The organism is Ureibacillus acetophenoni (genome assembly GCF_900220965.1).
In the GTDB taxonomy this organism is placed as follows: Bacteria; Bacillota; Bacilli; order Bacillales_A; family Planococcaceae; genus Ureibacillus; species Ureibacillus acetophenoni.
Genome location: NZ_OBQC01000004.1, coordinates 171,244 through 188,812, shown reverse-complemented (window position 1 = coordinate 188,812; position 17,569 = coordinate 171,244). Strand labels below are relative to the sequence as shown.

Here is a 17,569-nt window from a genome sequence, read left to right as displayed (position 1 = left end):
TTTTAAAAATAAAAAATAATAGATGTAAATTGCGTGTCAGAGATGAAGAGAGACCGCAACAAATCGTGGATTAAGCTATTTAATCTCTATTTGTTGCGGTCTTTTCTATATTACAAGGAGTGAAAGAATTGAGTCATCCATTTTCAGCATTTTTCAGAGAAGAAATTTTACAAGAGATTAGTAATGAGAGATTTGACCTTATTGTAATAGGAGGTGGGATTACTGGATGTGGGATCTCACTTGACGCGGCAACACGTGGTCTTAAAACAGTTGTATTTGAAATGCAGGACTTTGCTTCAGGCACTTCCAGTAGGTCTTCGAAACTGATTCACGGAGGATTACGATATTTAAAACAGTTTGAAGTGAAAATGGTATCTGAAGTAGGCAAAGAACGTAAAATTGTCTATGAGAATGGTCCACATGTTACGATTCCCGAAAGAATGATTCTGCCAATTTATAAGGGTGCTACTTATGGGAAATTTATGACTTCACTAGGGTTGCGATTATATGATTTTCTAGCAGGAGTCGTTGGAAGTGAAAAGAAGAAAATGCTGGACAGAAAAGAGACTTTAGAAAGAGAACCACTTCTAAAGGATAAAGGGTTAGTTGGGGCTGGTGACTATGTTGAGTATAGAACGGACGATGCTAGGTTAACGATGGAAGTTATCAAACAAGCAAATTATTATGGGGCAAAGGCCATAAATTATACCAAAGTGGATAGTTATATATATGAGAATAATAATATAGCGGGTGTTCATGTCACCGACCAAATTACCGGAAAGAAATATCAAGTTTTTGGAAGTGTGGTTGTGAATGCGAGCGGACCTTGGGTTGACCTTTTGCGGGAAAAAGATCAATCGAAAAAAGGGAAAAAAATACAACATACAAAAGGTGTTCATCTTGTTATTGACCAGAAACATTTCCCATTAAAGCAATCTATTTATTTTGACACTCCTGATGGAAGGATGTTATTAGCAATTCCAAGGGAGGGTAAAACCTATATTGGTACGACAGATACAAAATATGAAGCAGCTTTAGAGAACCCTAAAATGACCAAAGCCGATATAGATTATATTATAAATGCAATGAACGAAATGTTTCCAAGTATTAATCTATCAAACGAACATATTGAGTCGAGTTGGGTAGGAATTCGTCCATTAATCTATGAAGATGAAAAAGGGATGTCTGAAATTTCTAGGAAGGATGAGATTTGGCATTCTGATTCTGGTTTAATTACCATTGCGGGAGGGAAGTTAACCGGATATCGTAAAATGGCAGAAATGGCTGTAAATGATGTAATCAGTAGATTAAAAGAAATTAATAAGGACGTTACTTATCAATCTTGTCAAACAAAGAAACTTCCTATTTCTGGTGGTGATGTAGGCGGGTCAAAAGGGTTTTTTGAATATAAAATCGAAATGATAAAGAAAGGGATAGAACTAGGACTTACTGAAAAACAGGCAGCTATGCTTGTAAATCGGTATGGCTCCAATGTTAATAAGCTATTTAGCAAAGTGAAAGATATTGATAATCGTTCAAGTGAGTATAATTTACCAATCGTTTTGTTTGCAATGCTTCAATATAGCATAGAAGAGGAAATGGTTGTTAAACCGACAGACTTTTTTATTAGGCGAACGGGTTATTTGTTGTTTGATATTGAGTTTGTCAGGAAATATAAGGATGCCGTGATCGCTTACATGGGGGATGAATTTAATTGGAATTATCAAACTAAAAAAGATTACGAAAGTGAGTTAAATGAGTTGATTAATGATTCCGTTTATCCAATTGTTGAGAATAATAAAAATTCATTGACAATTTGATTGTTGAGGTATACTATTAAGTTATACAATAATACAGAAATTTCTGAATACTATTAAGAGTCGGTTAGAGACTAAGAGAGACCAATCTTAATGCAATTAAACTCATAATTAGTTATGTGTTTAATTTGTATTAAGGTTGGTCTTTTCGTATTCAGAAAAGGAAAGGAGATTTTTTGTATGAGACACACAGGTCATGCAGTTGCAAAAATGTTGAAGGATTTTGGAGTAGAATATATTTTCGGAATGCCAGGTTTACAAAATTACTCATTATATGATGGAATTCAAGCCTTTGGACAAGAACTTCGTCATATTCTTGTAAGAGATGAACGAAGTGCTGGTTTTGCAGCAGATGCTTATGCAAGACTTACTGGTAAAGTAGGAGTTTGTGATGCATTTGCAGGGCCAGGATCGACCAAGTTTCTAGACGCATTAGGCGAAGCTTTGAATAATAGTATTCCTCTTGTGGCCATTGTTGGGGATGCGCCAAGGGACTTAGAATCATTAAAAGAATTAGGAGTAGTCTCTCAAGGGATTGACCAAGCAGGTTATTTAAAACCTGTCACAAAAGCAGTTTACACCGTTCCTACACAAGTGGCCTTACCACATTTACTAAGATCTGCTTTCCGTACAGCTACATCCAATCGGCCTGGACCGGTTGCCATTATTATTCCACAAGATATTATAGATTCTCCTTGGGAAGGTAGGGACGAAGCTTTGGCGGTTGACTCTAACTATCAGTCCGTGCCACCTCATCGAATACGACCTGCTAGCCAAGATTTGCAGGAGGCCGTTGAGTTAATTACAGAGAGCGAGAGACCAGTTATTATTGCGGGAGGAGGAGTTATGTTATCAAAGGCCGAAGTTGCCCTCGCTGAGTTTGCTCATAAAATAAATGCCTCAGTCGTAACTAGTTTAACTGGAAAAGGAGCTTTTTCAGACGAAGATCCATTAAGTGGAGGTGTTCTTTGTCCATTAGGTCCTGCTTCAGCGGAAGATATTACTAGGAGTGCAGACTGTGTAATTTTGGTTGGAACAAAATGTTCTCAAAATACAACATTAAATTGGTCCATTCCAAGTAAAGAGCAAGTTACGATTCATATCGATATTGATTCATGTCAGCTAGGAAGGACATTCCGTCCTTCAAAAAGTCTTCAAGGAGATGCATCTGCAACACTTGAAGCATTAACTGAATTTCTTCCAACTCAACCCAATCGAAATCCGTGGCTAACACAAATTAAGGAAAAGAAAGAAAAGGAAAAAGAAACGAAACAGAATGTGTTGACTAATGAAGATAGTGCGATTAAACCGCAAGCTGTTATGACAGAATTAGCTAAATTAATTCAGCCTAATGATATAGTCATATCTGATGCTTCTTTTTCAGCAGGATGGATTTCTACGTATCTTCCATGTAAAGAACCAGGTAGGAAATTTTTATTTGCCCGTGGACTTGGTAGTATGGGATACGCACTTCCAGCATCAATTGGAGCATCAAGCATTATGGAACCTGGTTCACGGGTAATAACAGTAAATGGTGATGCAAGTTTTTGTTTTGGTATTAGTGAATTAGCAACTTTAAGTCAATATAACCTAAAGGCGACACATATTATCTTAAATAATGGTTCCTTAGGTTGGGTAAAGTATATTCAAAAAATGCATTACGGAAGCCGTTTTATGTCATCTGATGTTCCGAATATTGACTTTGCGACTGTTGCGAAGGGATTTGGTTGTCTTGGAATAACAGTAGAGAACATAGAAGAATTGCCTGAAGCACTTGAGAGAGCGTTGGACTCTGAGGTTCCAGCTGTAATAGATATTCGTTGCGCTCTTTGGGAGACTCCTATTCGTAGTTATGAAAATAAGGTTAAGAAAGAAGACTTTAAGGATGAACCACCCGGTGCGAAATATACAATGAAACCTTGGTTTGAAAGTCCGAATAAATATCTTAAATATACGAATAATTAAAGTTCATGTATTATTAAAAAGAAAGTAATTAGAATAATCCTTTAATCAACAGGAATAATTCAAAGCCCTCGGTGTATGTAAACGAGGGCTTTTGGTGATTGGCAACACATTTCTATATAGGCTGTAAGTCCAAGTCCCTAACAAGGGACACATCATTCCCGTGTCCTTACGACATTAGCAACTTATGGCACAATGTAAATAGTTTCTTAGTTTCATATAATTGCGATATACTATATTTATATTTCTGAATATTTTGAAATACGAAGGGGTGGGTGTTTTTATGAGCAATAATGTAATTAATCAAGTAGATGTTAGTCAATTGATTCAGCAGTATGATGAGCCGATTTCTTCGGTGACAGATTTACTTTGTGACCGCCATGATGGGGAGCGGGTTGCGTTTCATTATGAGAATGCGAATGGGGTAAAGAAGAGTTTCACATATGGGGAGCTGAAACATGATTCATTACTATTTGCGAATGCTTTAAAATCTTTAGGGGTGAAAAAGGGGAGCCGTGTGGCGGTTTTATTGCCTAAAGGGCCTGAATTAATTATTTCGGTATTGGCGATTTGGCGCTTAGGTGGGGTTCATGTGCCACTTTTCACTGCCTTTGGACCACAAGCCATCTATTATCGTGTCGAAAATAGTGGAGCTGATGTGATTATCACGGATGCAGCGAATCGATCAAAGTTAAATGGAACTACTGCTGGAACGGATGCGATTGATCCATCAAAGGTGAAAATTATTACAGTCGATGCGAGTGAAGCAGATGGCGATTTGGATTATTGGACTTCATTCAAAAATGTGCAACCATTAGAACGAAATGAAGTTGTGACGAAGGATGATTTGTTCGTGATCCTTTATACTTCCGGAACGACTGGGCATCCAAAAGGTGTACAAGTACCGGTTTATGCACTTGCGGCTTTTGAGGGATATATGCGATTTGGGTTGGATGTTCGTGAAGGAGATGTCTTTTGGAACATGGCTGATCCGGGTTGGGCGTATGGATTGTATTATGCATTGATAGGACCACTACTACTAGGTGAAACGTTTATCGTCTACAATGCACCTTTCAGTGTAGCGAATACGATTCGGGTGTTCCAGGATTACAAAGTAACGAATTTTGCTGCGGCTCCGACAGCTTATCGATCAATGCGCGCGGAGTGGGACGAAGTGGCAGGTTCTGTGACTGAGCCTTTGAGTTTACGAGTTTTATCGAGTGCGGGAGAACCTTTAAATCATGATGTCATTCGATGGGCTGAGAAGAATTTAGAATTGCCGATTTATGATCATTATGGGCAAACGGAACAAGGCATGGTGATTAATAACCACCATCATCCTAGCTTACAACATACTTGTAAACCTGGTTCCATGGGCCAAGCATTACCAGGATTTAAGGCAACCATTTTAAATGAACAGGGTGAAGAAGTAGGTCCAAATGTGGAAGGTCAGATTGCGATTGATACGGAGCAATCTCCACTGTTTTGGTTTAGAGGATACTATCAAAATGAAGAGAAGACTGCGGAACGCTTTTTATATGGAAACCGCTATTATCTGACTGGCGATGATTCAAGCTATGACGAGGATGGTTTTTTCTATTTCTCAGGTCGTAACGACGATATTATCTCCAGTGCCGGCTATCGAATTGGGCCGTTCGAAGTGGAGAGTGCCATCATGGAGCATGTGGCTGTGTCTGAAACAGCCGTTGTCGGGGTTCCTGACGAACGCCGGGGCGAAGTCGTAAAAGCTTACATTGTTCTAAAGTCGAAATATTCTCCAAGTGATGAACTAGCTAAGGAAATTCAGCTGCATGTAAAAGGGAACTTATCTGCACACGAGTATCCTAGAATCATAGAGTTTGTTGACGCTCTCCCTAAGACGCCGAGTGGTAAGATTCAGAGGTTTCTATTGAGGGGATAGGGGAGTGAGTGGACGAGGGTTAGGCACCTCGTCCGCTTTTTTTTATATTATGGAAGCCGCAACACCTAAACGAAATTCCAATATTGTGCAAAAAGTGACAAATTTTTTGATTTAATTTCACTATATGAAATTATTACGATTGTAGTATTCCGAATATTTAGTAATATGATGTTGCTTTGCTTAGTACCTTATTTGTAAGTTTAATAACTTTAAAGAAAGGATGATATTTGGAAATGTAAACGGATACATTTCTGCAAACAAACAAACCATTGTAGTTGCTTAATTTCCAAATCAAGGTATCGATAAAAAATTTAAAGGAGATTGCGGATGAAACAAAACGGTAGTTTTCAACAAATTGTAGACCGTGAAAAAGGACTCACTAAAGGATTAACGACTGGGCAAATGTCGATGATTGCAATTGGTGGAGCCATTGGAACAGGGCTTTTTCTAGGGAGTGGCTTTGCAATTGGCCAAGCTGGCCCGAGTGTCATTATTAGTTATGGAATTGGTGCACTCATCGCTTTATTACTAATGGGCTGTCTTGCTGAAATGACGGTAGCCCATCCGACATCGGGATCTTTCGGGGCATATGCCGAACATTATATCAATCCATGGGCAGGCTATCTTGTACGTTATTCTTATTGGGCTTGTATTGTTGCTGCAGTCGGTGTTGAAGTTACTGCTGTTGCGGTTTACATGTCCTACTGGTTCCCAGCTGTTCCTGGAACTGTATGGATTCTCATTTTTTCTGGTATTTTAATTTATGTTAATGCAACGAGTGTAAATTTATTTGGTTCTGTTGAATATTGGTTCTCTATGATTAAAATTGTAGCCATTGTTGCATTTATCTTATTGGGGAGTTATGTCGTTTTTGGAGGGAATAATCCAGAAATCGGCTTCCAGAACTACGTGAATGATGGCGGATTTCTTCCAAATGGATGGTCCGGTATGTGGGTTGCGGTCGTTATTGCCCTGTTTAGTTATCTAAGTATAGAAATGATTGCTGTCACAGCGGGTGAGGCAAAAGATCCACAAGTGGCGGTACCTAGAGCATTAAAAGCAACTGTCTTCCGTTTAGTGTTATTCTATCTACTTACTTTAACGCTGATGCTTGCGATTGTACCATGGGCTTTAGCAGGAGTTGAAACAAGCCCGTTTGTTAAAGTAATGGAAATGGTGCACGTTCCAGGCGCTGCAGGTATTATGAACTTTGTCGTATTAGTGGCTGCCCTTTCAGCGATGAATAGCCAATTATATATTACAACGCGCATGATGTTTTCATTATCAAGGGCAGGCTACGCACCAGCACGGTTTGGTAAATTAAATAAGAAAAATGTCCCAGTCTACTCATTAGTGTTATCAACAATAGGAATTGGGATAGCGGCAGTAATCCACGCGATTGCGCCTGATCAAGCGTATCTAGTGATGATGGGTATCTCTATGTTTGGTGCTATGTTTACATGGTTCATGATTTTCGTCACTCATTATTTCTTCCGTAAAAAATACAGTGGCGAGAAGCTTCCGGTAAGAATGTGGGGCTATCCTTATTTAACCTTATTAGGAGCACTCCTCATGGTAAGCTTACTATTCACTACATGGTTCGTCTCCTTCTTTAAGGGAACGTTAATGGTGGGAATCCCGTGGTTAATAATTTTATCTGTTGCTTATTATTTGCATCAGAAGAAGAATAGAAATACGGGAGGTCAGCTTTAATTGGAAGAAGGAAGCAGTGCGGCTGAAGAAACTAGGAGTAAAGTTGAATCTAAATGAAGAAGGGGGGCGGGGGGACATTGAGTCTGTGTCCCTCATTCCCTAGAGTTTTGATAGAAATTAGACTGTCGAGTAACTCATTACCGATATATTTATACTGAGTGGTATTTTGTCTAGCTTTGGTACCAGAATTCCACTCATCAAATTAATAAGGGGAGAATTTCCCCCTAATTAGTAAAAAGTCCGAAAAATCGCCTAAATAGAGGGAGAAATTACCCTTATTTGCTTAAAAGAAGCGAAAATAAGGTGGTTTTCTTAAAATAAGAGGAAAATTTACTCTTATTTTCCTTAAAAATGTCCTAATTCTATAGATAACGGTAAATTCTCCCCTTATTTTATTATCATACGTTTCTCAAATTCGAATCCGCTCAAAGTTTTAACCATTTGTGCATTGATTCCCCAATCATTAAAATAAAAGTTCCCTCTCAAACTACTAATTTATAAAAAGGAAACGAAAAAAAGTGAATTCGCAATGCCGATTTCACTTTTTATTCTTTATCTAAGGTTTTTTCTTGTTTACAGTTTTTGCACTAATTGCGTTCGGTTTTTTACGCTATATTTATCATAGATATTTTGTAAATGTTTCTTTACGGTGTTTACTGATATGTGCAACTTATCTGCTATTACTTGGTTGGTCCATCCTCTTTTCACCAGCTCCACGACCTCTTGTTCTCTTTCAGTTAATAGACTACATTCATTTTTTCCTTTTAATTGATGTAACAGTACGGATGCGATCACGTCTGATAATAGATGTAATGTATTCCGATCGTTTGTTGTAAATTTATTTTGTTCTTCTTTTTGAGCCATTCCAATTGCTCCTACGAATTCTCCTTGGTGAACTAGTGTAACTACCATTTCATCGTGGTATCCATATTCCTTCCAAAAGGATTGAAAAAATGGAGAATTATCATACTGATCCGTTAAAGAAAGGTCGGCTAATCGAATTGCCTTCTTTTCACGAAATAACTCTACGTTTTTCGTTGGATATAGTAGGTCATAAGGGCGATATTCCGTTAAATAATCCGTTAGTGCCCTATCACATAATCCATAGTTAATAGGGTCACTTAAATTGCCGTGATGATCCGAATACCAGAAAATGGTTTGATTAAATCCGAAGTATTCCTCTAATTTGTGTTGTATGTGACAACGAATATTATCCACTGGATAACTAATTTGAGCTGAAAAATGAATAATCCTTTCATATTCTATAGGTGTCAAACTATAACGATTCATCATAGATTTCCTCCTTCAATTCGCTACGAACTATTCAATATTAAGAATATTCTATCAAAATCACCCGGTTGGGTAATAGAAAAACACTCAAAATTATTATTTAATAGATTTAGCAATAGTGAAAACAATACTTGGAGGGATCACTTTGAAGAAAACGGCTTTTATTTGTGATGAAAAGTATTTCTGGCATGATACAGGAAATGGTGCTTTATTTATGCCCCCTGGTGGTTATATCGAATCTGATGTGCATGGTGAAAATCCCGCAACAAAAAGACGTTTTAAAAATCTACTCGAAGTCAGTGGGTTAATGGACAACTTAACACAACTTAAAACCTCGACCAGCAACGCTTGAAGAAATTCGTTACTATCATACTGAGTCTTATATCGATAAAGTAAAAGAATTGAGTGAAGCTGGTTTTGGTGATGCAGGTGAACTCGCTCTTGTAGGGAAAGGTTCTTACGAAATCGCATTACTGTCAGCTGGTGGAGCGATTAAGGCAGTTGAATCTGTTGTTAATGGTGAGGTTGATAATGCTTATGCTTTAACACGTCCTCCAGGTCACCACGCTGAAGCTGATAAAGGAATGGGATTCTGTTTATTCAATAACGTTGCCATCGCAGCAAAATATGCTCGCAATGTCCTTGGATTAGAGCGTGTTATGATTCTCGATTGGGATGTGCATCATGGAAACGGAACAGAATCTGCTTTCTATGACGATCCAAATGTGTTATTCATTTCGCTACATCAAGAACGTTTATATCCTGCTGGACGAGGAAAGGTAGAGGATGTAGGGAAGGGAGATGGCATTGGGCGAAATGTCAATATTCCACTTCCTGCAGGTACAGGAAACGCTGGTTACTTGCACGCGTTAAAAGAAATTGTACAGCCAATTGCTGATCAATTTAAACCTGAACTAATCATTATCTCCGCTGGACAAGATGCAAGTCTGTTTGATCCACTTGCACGTATGATGGTCAATGCGGAAGGTTACAGACAAATGACTAAGTTCGCGGTGGAATTAGCTGAGAAACACTGTAACGGTAAATTAGTAGCTTGCCACGAAGGTGGATATAGTGCAGCATACGTACCATTCTGCTCTTTAGCGATTGTCGAGGAATTGAGTGGAATTCGTACGGATGTAGAAGATCCTTTCGTAGAAGGATTCAAAGAACTTCCATATGATGAATTGTACGATATTCAAAAAGATTATGTAGCAAAGGTTAAAGAGGTACAATCGGCGTATTGGGATTTAGCTGTGAAGGCATAAGATTTAGAAGAAACCCTTGGGAGAGGGTTTCTTCTTTTTTAAATATGGCCTTTTAAGCAATTTACCATTAATTAAACTCACGAAAGTAGAATTTTTCACCTTTGTTATTTCCACTTTTCCCTATTTTCTATTTTGTTTAACTAATCAAGCTTATTAAACCGTTCATAAGGGACCACTTTTTAAATAGATAAAAAATTTTTAAAATATCCCCAAAAAACTTAACCCCTAGCATGGAACCTAATTAAAATTATTTTAAAATAAAATTAAATTTCATACTAAATTTAAAACATCCAAATCCTTCTATTAAACCTTCTAATAATTGTACATATTCTACTAATTAAAAACGCTTTAATCAAATCTATCTAAATTTTATAATTATACAGAAAAGTCAGATAGTAAAAACTACTTATACTTATATAACTATTTTTAGAACATTTTACCTAACGAGAATACTTCGAAATATTGTAAACATCAAAAAAATGACATTTAGGGCAAAAAAGTACAATTGAATTATATTGTGTTGTTGATATGATGATAATATTATCTTGAATGAAAATTATATTTCACATATCTCTTTGGTACCGAAATTGACATCTTAGACAAACAAGAGGGGAAGGACTTTACAGTAAGTAACTACATCCCGGTAAAGACATCCTTTAAACCATACAATTCAATTATAGAATAAGGGAGTTATAGTATATGAGAGGGCTGTTTAAAAAGACAAAGGAACTAAAGTCGTTTGAACTATTAACTGAATGGGATTTAAAACCAGAAGTTTATGAACATCTAAACGCTGTGATTAAATTAGACATTAATGGAAAAATCATTTCTTATAACCAAGCATTTATGAAACAATTTGGATACGATAAACAAGATTTTATTGAATCGTTCTTTGATGTTTTCATTAAGTATAATTCACTTGATATAGTTCAATATTTTGAAAAAGCTTTACTTGGAAATGCTCAAAAATTTAATACAATAGGTGTCACAAAAGATGGCAAGAACGTAGAAATCAACATCACAATGGTACCAATTAAAAACAAAGCTGTAAAAGAAGTCTTTGTTATTATAGATGATACAACTAAATTCCAAAATCAAAAAAAAGAGTTAGATCAATTCAAAATAATGCAGAATGCTTTTGACCAATTAGATTACATTTGTAGTTTCTATTATGACGCTATTAATGACTTTCTTTATTTCTCTAATCAAATAAACAATATGCTTCAAATTGAATCTGAAAAGCAATTTACCCCATCGATGAAACATTTTTTACGTTTTATACACCCTGAAGATAGAGAACGAGTTAAAAGTGCCTTCGAAACTGCATTAAAAGAAAGAAGAGCGTTTCAACTCCAATATCGACTTGTTCGAAAAGACCAAACGACCATTCTTGTTCAAGAACAATTCGGAATTTTACTTGATGGTAAAGGGAATCTTGATGGTGTAGTTGGATTTGTCCAAGATATTATAAATCACAAACTTCTAGACAATATATTGGAAAAAGAAAAACAAATCAAAGAAATATACGATAACCTTGATGTAGGAATATGGTCTTTAGATCTGAAAAGTGGTCGTACGGTTAGTTATTCTAAAGGGATTGAATATATATCTGGCTATACGAAGGACGAATTTAATATGGGACTAGACTGGGGTTCCGTTGTACATAAAGCAGATCATCAGCAGTATTTGGGTGTCCAGTTTAAATTAGGAGAAGGCAAAATTATTCACCATCAATACCGGATTATAACTAAAAATGGTGATATTAGATGGATATTGGACTATACAATTCCTACTTTAGATGAAAAAGGAAATCTTATAAGGCTTGATGGAGTGATTACTGATATTACCGAAAAAATATTATTAGAAGATAAAATTAAATACTTAGCTAATTATGATTCACTAACAAACTTACCTAATAGAAATAAGTTTATAGAGGAATTAGAACAATTAATATATGAGTATTCGAATACTAATCATCACTTTGCAGTTGTGAAATTGAACATTAATGGTTTTAAATATATTAACAATACACTTGGAAATGAAGTTGGAGATGAACTGTTAAAACGATTTCCAAATCGGATAAAAAGTTATTTATCGCCAACCGATATTGTTGCTCGCCGTGGTGGCGATGAATTTATGCTATTAATTAAAAAAGTTGAGTCGATTGACAGTTTGAAGGAAAAAATTAAGCAGATCACAGAATGTCTTAAAGAGCCATTTAGTATAGATAAATATAAATTATACGTCACAGCAAGTATTGGAGTGTGTACTTATCCTGAGGATGGTTCAACTAGCTTGGAGTTAATGAGAAATGCTAGTCTTGCATTGCAAAATGCAGAAAAGGAAGGGTATGGAACTTACCATATACTCTCTCATTCAAGTAGTATACAGTCCTTTAAAAATTATAGTATTGGTCGCGACTTGATGAATGCAATAGAAAATAAGGAACTCGTCTTATATTTTCAACCCCGAGTGGATTCCAATTCAAATAGAATCATCGGTGCAGAAGCTCTCATTCGATGGAATCATCCCGAGTGGGGACTTATTTCTCCAGATGAATTCTTAACAATTGCCGAAGAAAATGGCTTAATCACTGAAATTGATGATTGGGTTTTAGATAAAGTCTGCTATCAAATAAAAAAATGGAAAGATGCTGGCGTAAATATCGTACCAATTTCAGTCAACATATCAGCAGTTCACTTTATGCAACCAGATTTGCCTAGTAAGGTTGAATCGACTATTCGAGATGCAGGCATTCAGCCGAATAATATTGAATTTGAAATTACGGAAAGTATGATTTTAAATAACTCTGAAATGGTGAAAAAATCAATATCAAAGTTAAAAGAATTAGGCATTAAAATTGTACTAGATGACTTTGGAAAAGGGTACTCGTCCCTTTCTTACCTAACCCAATATCCATTTGATGTAGTAAAAATTGATAAGTCGTTTATAAGAAACATGCACGACGGTGAACGAAATATGCATCTGGTAAAATCAATTATTTATATGTCTAAAGGGTTAAATTTAAGAGTTGTCGCAGAAGGTGTAGAAACAATTCAGCAACTAAAGACGCTACAACAAGAACAATGTACCGAAGTACAAGGATATTTATTTAGTCATCCTGTTTCAGTTAATGAGTTTGAAGCACTTTTACAGAAGGAAATACTGTCACCTGTGGATCCTAATGAAAAATTAAAACATGACAGAAGAAAACATTACCGCCTCAACTTCCCAGTACCACTTGAGGCTGATATGAGGCTAACTTCAATTGCAGGGCGAATTGTCAAACTAGGTGTGTCAAATGTATTAGTCATGGACATCAGTGCTGGTGGTCTACGATTTGTATCTAACCTTAAGTTGCCTATAAGGGGTGATGTCATTTACCAGTTTAAAACAGAACTTCTTGGGGAATCCATTAATTTGAAGGGTAGCATCGTCTGGAAAGAAGAAATGAATGAAGATATAACGGAATATGGTATTAAGTTTAGTCTGGGAAGTGAGGAGCAAACTTCTGTTTCTGCTCTTCTGAATTCATTTATTATTTTATCGAAAAGTAGTGACAGTTTACCATCCTATAGGAAAGCAAGTGTTTTTGGTATAAATGAATATTTTAAGTAGGTTTTTGATTTTCATTCGGTAAGTAAAGGGGCAGTATTTAGCCATAAACTTCAATAGTTGACGGCTAATCTGCCCCTATATTATTTTAACGGTTTCTAAAATTCAGCTGTATATGCTTTTTTATTGCCGTTAGTAACCCCTTTAACCACGAGTAGAAATCCTCTAGTTTGTCTACTAAACAGTTTAGAATCTCGATTTCTTGTTTTTCTTTATACTGCTGGATCGCTTTATGTAAGGTATCGAAGTTCTCTTTCATTTGTTGTTGTGTTTGTACCGAGATGGCGTAATTTATGACGGAGTCTTCGGTCATTTTTTGTTCAATGAGTTCATAGAGTTTTTGAATTGAGAGTGTGTTGCTTGCTAGGTAGTGTAATTGTTTTTTTGGGATGTTTTTGTTTTCGAAGATGGCGTCGTCTAGTTCAGCGATGTGTTGGGTACGTGTTGCGGGGTCCATCCAAAGTTCTAGGCGTGGTGTGTGTACATCATCCATTAGTTCATCTAATTGCGCGGTTATGTTGTATGAATCTTTTGTTGCGAGCTCTAAACGTAATGCATTGTAATCATGTTGAAGGGATAGCTGCTCGTAAACAGGTTTCCAGTCCCGTATAAATTGTTGTAGGAATTCCGGGTTGGTTTCATTTTTATTGATTTCAAAATAGTACAGTTCGTGAACTCTACCATGATGTATTTGTTCATCCCACTGATTTTTCATTGTTAGTCCTAGGCTATCACGAAGACTGTTGGATAAAAGTTCTGATAAGCTGACATTTGATAATTGAGCTAAGATTTCCAAAGTGATTTCCTCCATTCTTATAAAAATTGGTATTAAATATAATGTAATAGATTTGGAAGGGGAATTGTAGATTAATTTTGGAAAATTTATTACACATTTAAATGCAAATGGCACCATGCTTAATAGGAGTGGCGAGACTTCGGTCTCGTCACTCCTTATTTAATTACTCTGCGTTCGCTAAGGGGTGTAATTAGCTTTAGAAGTTTAATTTTTCGGTAAAAAAGATTGCGCACAAAACTAGCTTAGAGAAAAGAGTAAAATTATTAAGCGGAAATTTTCGGGTTAAGGGTGAAAAGATGCTCGCTTTCGGGGCAAAGAAGGGAGAAATTCCGCCAATTTAATTCCTCCGACTAGAAATTGCCCTGAAGGATCATATAATCAACCAAACCAGAAAGCCGATAGCATCCTTGTAAGATGCTACCGGCTTTATCAATTCAGAGGAAGTTTGTGTCCTAGCCTCCTCATCTTATATTAATACCCAACCCATCCAATTGATGAAATATAATAGAGAATGATTGAACCGACAACCATCCATATAATGAATAAAGGTATCATAAATTTAATCCAGGAACCGAAGTTTGCTCTTGCAATGGCGATCGCTCCCATTGTAGCACCTAGCGTAGGAATGATTAAATTTCCTAAACCTCCTCCAAATTGAATTGAAGTTACTAATACCTGATCAGTCATTCCAAGCATCTCTGCAACGGGTTGTAATATAGGCATCATTACGCCACTCATTCCAGATCCAGATGGTACTAAGAAGTTAAATATAAGTGCAACAAGGAAGATGAAAATAGATGTAATACCAAGTGAGAAATCCCCTAATGAACTTGTCATGAAGTTAATAACTGTACTTAAAATATTACCTTTTTCTAAAACAACACTTACAGTTCTAGCTAAACCAATGACAACAGCAACTACAACCATATCATTTAATCCTTTAGTAAAAGCTCCTACCATATCATCTAATGATTTTCTTTTCACAACATAAGCAACTATAAATGCCAACATGAATACTGTAATTATTGGACCATTACCATAAAGTGCCGCCCAGCCCAGAACAAGATTTCCATAAGCTAATATAATTGGAGAAATAATAACAATTCCGATAACCACTATGTCTTGCCAAGTAACTTTCTGTGCTTTATCAACTTTAATTTCATTTTCTTCTTGAGCATTCATTGTAATCCATTCCGTATTGCCCATTGCACTTTTTGTAGGGTCCTTTAAAACCTTACGAGCATATAGGACGACATACAATGCAGTAATTGGCATGAAAATTAAAAACATAATTGTTCGTCCAATGTATCCTGAATATAGTGGGATACCAGCAAATAGTTGCCCAATATATGCTTCACCACTTGGAGCAATTGAAAACGCTAGAAAAAGAGGTAAAAATGTAACTGCTAACGCTGTTATCGGATCTAACTTTAACTTACGGGTTAGTATGACTCCTAATGTGACAAATACAATCATCATGTCGCCGCCAAGGAAAAATCCTATGAAGGACATTAATAAAAACATACCTAATACAAGAATGTTAGGCCCAGCATTTTCGAATCTCATAATTAAAGCACTGATAATTTTATTTATTGAATCTAACTGGAATATCCCACCTAGTAAACCACCCATGAAAAGAATGGTAATGATTACGCTACTAGCTGCAACTCCACCTTGTACTATTAGTGTTAATGCATAGATTGGATTGACAGGAGTACCTTCAACACTATGATAAGTACCAGGAATCAATTTACCATCTTCAGAATACTCAAAATTTCCTGCTGGAATAATATAAGTTAATATACAAGCTACTAAGATCATTAGAAACATCATAATAATGACATTCGGTAATCTTAATTTGAATTTTTTCTTTTGAGTTTTCACTACATTTTTTGATTCTGTTTTAGATTTTATTTGTGTAACCATAAATTTCCCCCTTGTGTATAAATCATTACAATTCTTTTTGTATCCCCTTAGCTAAAACAATCGATAGAATGAGTAGTAAAACGATAAAAATCCATAAAACATTAAAATGAGGTATTGTTTCTAATAATCCACCCCCAATGATAGGGCCGAGTATGCTACCAAAACTGAACACAATTCCTGATAAAACTGTCCCCATTGGAATGAGTTGTTTTGGTATTAAATCGATCATGTAAGCAATTCCTAAAGAGTATATAGATCCAACAAACATACCTGCAATACATAACATAGAGATTAATAGAATGATATTGTGAAAGAAAATTACACCAACACCAAATGAGAAAGTCCCAATCGCGGTTGAAATCGCGAGAATTTTTCTTCTTCCATAACGGTCACTCATGATCCCTAAAGGTATTTGAAATATAATACTTCCTAATGCAAATACTGAAACGAGCACCGCAATTAAATTCAAATCCAGATTAGATCGTAATACTTGAGTAGGTAAATTCACATTAATGACAGATTCTAATACGCCATAGGTAAAAGGGAATAATAAGGCAACCCAAGCGTAATTTAATACGAGTTTAAACCGATTAAAAAAATCTAATAAACGAAAATTAACTTGCTCTTCATACGAAATGGAATGTCTATTTTCTAAAAACAAGACAATAGTAAAAATTGTCATACTTAAACAAGCTAATAGGAGAAATGGTAGATTTTCGTTGTATTCTATTAAACTTGTCGCATAAGGGCCAATAGCAAAACCTAACCCGAAACATAATCCGTAAATGGAGATAATTACACCTCTTGATTTTTGCCCAACGGTGGAAGTGATCCATGTTTGAGATGCTAGTGCGCACATATTCGCTCCAATACCGATTAGTAGTCTTAACAAGAACCAAATAAAGATAGACTCAAAGACTAGAAATAGAAGGTTAGAGACAATTGTTATAGTTAAACCTATTAAGATGACGTTTTTAAACCCAAATTTACGAATAAACATTTCCATAAAAGGTGAGGCTATTAATATCCCAATATAAAAGGCTGCTGAGTGTAACCCAGAAATAGTTGGTGAAATACCTTGTTGTTCAAAAATTATTGAGATTACTGGCATGAGCAACCCTTGAGAAATACCGGAAACTAAAACGGTTATTAATAGAACAAACAGGACAGATTTTTTTAGTGTTTGATTCTCCACTGTTGGTTCTCCTTACCCAATAAAATGATTTAAGATAAAGATTATGAAAAGAATAGAGTGTCTCTT

The 17,569-nt window shown here is 36.0% G+C and carries 11 protein-coding genes; 7 read left to right on the top strand and 4 right to left on the bottom strand.

What is annotated here, in order from left to right; translation table 11 throughout:
- The first annotated feature begins 128 nt into the window (after positions 1–128).
- The 4 genes from CRO45_RS08130 (at position 129) to CRO45_RS08115 (ending at position 7,413) form a co-directional block, all read left to right on the top strand.
- Positions 129–1,820 (top strand): glycerol-3-phosphate dehydrogenase/oxidase, encoded by a 1,692-nt coding sequence (locus CRO45_RS08130; RefSeq protein ID WP_097149165.1) that lies wholly within the window; start codon positions 129–131, stop codon positions 1,818–1,820.
- Positions 1,821–1,997: 177 nt separating this feature from the next.
- A complete protein-coding gene (locus CRO45_RS08125) occupies positions 1,998–3,782 on the top strand; it encodes a thiamine pyrophosphate-binding protein (protein ID WP_170949439.1) in 1,785 nt (594 codons plus the stop codon).
- Positions 3,783–4,062: 280 nt separating this feature from the next.
- Positions 4,063–5,700 (top strand): AMP-binding protein, encoded by a 1,638-nt coding sequence (locus CRO45_RS08120; protein ID WP_097149163.1) that lies wholly within the window; start codon positions 4,063–4,065, stop codon positions 5,698–5,700.
- Between the two features lie 327 nt (positions 5,701–6,027).
- Entirely contained in the window at positions 6,028–7,413 is a 1,386-nt protein-coding gene (locus tag CRO45_RS08115) for an amino acid permease (RefSeq protein ID WP_097149162.1), read from the top strand.
- A gap of 573 nt (positions 7,414–7,986) precedes the next feature.
- On the opposite strand, the gene CRO45_RS08110 is transcribed toward CRO45_RS08115, so the two are convergent.
- Positions 7,987–8,706, bottom strand: a complete 720-nt coding sequence (locus CRO45_RS08110; RefSeq protein WP_097149161.1) for a LuxR C-terminal-related transcriptional regulator — start codon at positions 8,704–8,706, stop codon at positions 7,987–7,989.
- 142 nt (positions 8,707–8,848) lie between these two features.
- Between CRO45_RS08110 and CRO45_RS20380 the strand changes: the two genes are divergently transcribed.
- From CRO45_RS20380 to CRO45_RS08100, 3 genes are all read left to right on the top strand, one after another.
- A complete protein-coding gene (locus tag CRO45_RS20380) occupies positions 8,849–9,055 on the top strand; it encodes a hypothetical protein (protein ID WP_328588614.1) in 207 nt (68 codons plus the stop codon).
- A gap of 4 nt (positions 9,056–9,059) precedes the next feature.
- Positions 9,060–9,971 (top strand): class II histone deacetylase, encoded by a 912-nt coding sequence (locus CRO45_RS08105; protein ID WP_328588616.1) that lies wholly within the window; start codon positions 9,060–9,062, stop codon positions 9,969–9,971.
- A gap of 699 nt (positions 9,972–10,670) precedes the next feature.
- Positions 10,671–13,589 (top strand): EAL domain-containing protein, encoded by a 2,919-nt coding sequence (locus CRO45_RS08100; RefSeq protein WP_097149160.1) that lies wholly within the window; start codon positions 10,671–10,673, stop codon positions 13,587–13,589.
- An 85-nt stretch (positions 13,590–13,674) separates the two neighbouring features.
- On the opposite strand, the gene CRO45_RS08095 is transcribed toward CRO45_RS08100, so the two are convergent.
- From CRO45_RS08095 to CRO45_RS08085, 3 genes are all read right to left on the bottom strand, one after another.
- Complete coding sequence (locus CRO45_RS08095) at positions 13,675–14,382, bottom strand: hypothetical protein (RefSeq protein ID WP_097149159.1); 708 nt, start codon at positions 14,380–14,382, stop codon at positions 13,675–13,677.
- 471 nt (positions 14,383–14,853) lie between these two features.
- Positions 14,854–16,308 carry a Na+/H+ antiporter NhaC family protein gene (locus CRO45_RS08090; protein WP_097149158.1) on the bottom strand — a complete coding sequence of 485 codons (1,455 nt, stop codon included), beginning with the start codon at positions 16,306–16,308 and terminating at the stop codon, positions 14,854–14,856.
- 25 nt (positions 16,309–16,333) lie between these two features.
- Positions 16,334–17,503 (bottom strand): MFS transporter, encoded by a 1,170-nt coding sequence (locus CRO45_RS08085; RefSeq protein ID WP_097149157.1) that lies wholly within the window; start codon positions 17,501–17,503, stop codon positions 16,334–16,336.
- Between the last annotated feature and the right edge of the window lie 66 nt (positions 17,504–17,569).

Bases quoted from the DNA above. Each gene is read 5' to 3' on its own strand.
- CRO45_RS08115 (WP_097149162.1), top strand. From the start codon at position 6,028: ATGAAACAAAACGGTAGTTTTCAACAAATTGTAGACCGTGAAAAAGGA.
- CRO45_RS08100 (WP_097149160.1), top strand. From the start codon at position 10,671: ATGAGAGGGCTGTTTAAAAAGACAAAGGAACTAAAGTCGTTTGAACTA.
- CRO45_RS08110 (WP_097149161.1), bottom strand. From the start codon at position 8,706: ATGATGAATCGTTATAGTTTGACACCTATAGAATATGAAAGGATTATT.
- CRO45_RS08125 (WP_170949439.1), top strand. From the start codon at position 1,998: ATGAGACACACAGGTCATGCAGTTGCAAAAATGTTGAAGGATTTTGGA.
- CRO45_RS08120 (WP_097149163.1), top strand. From the start codon at position 4,063: ATGAGCAATAATGTAATTAATCAAGTAGATGTTAGTCAATTGATTCAG.
- CRO45_RS08090 (WP_097149158.1), bottom strand. From the start codon at position 16,308: ATGGTTACACAAATAAAATCTAAAACAGAATCAAAAAATGTAGTGAAA.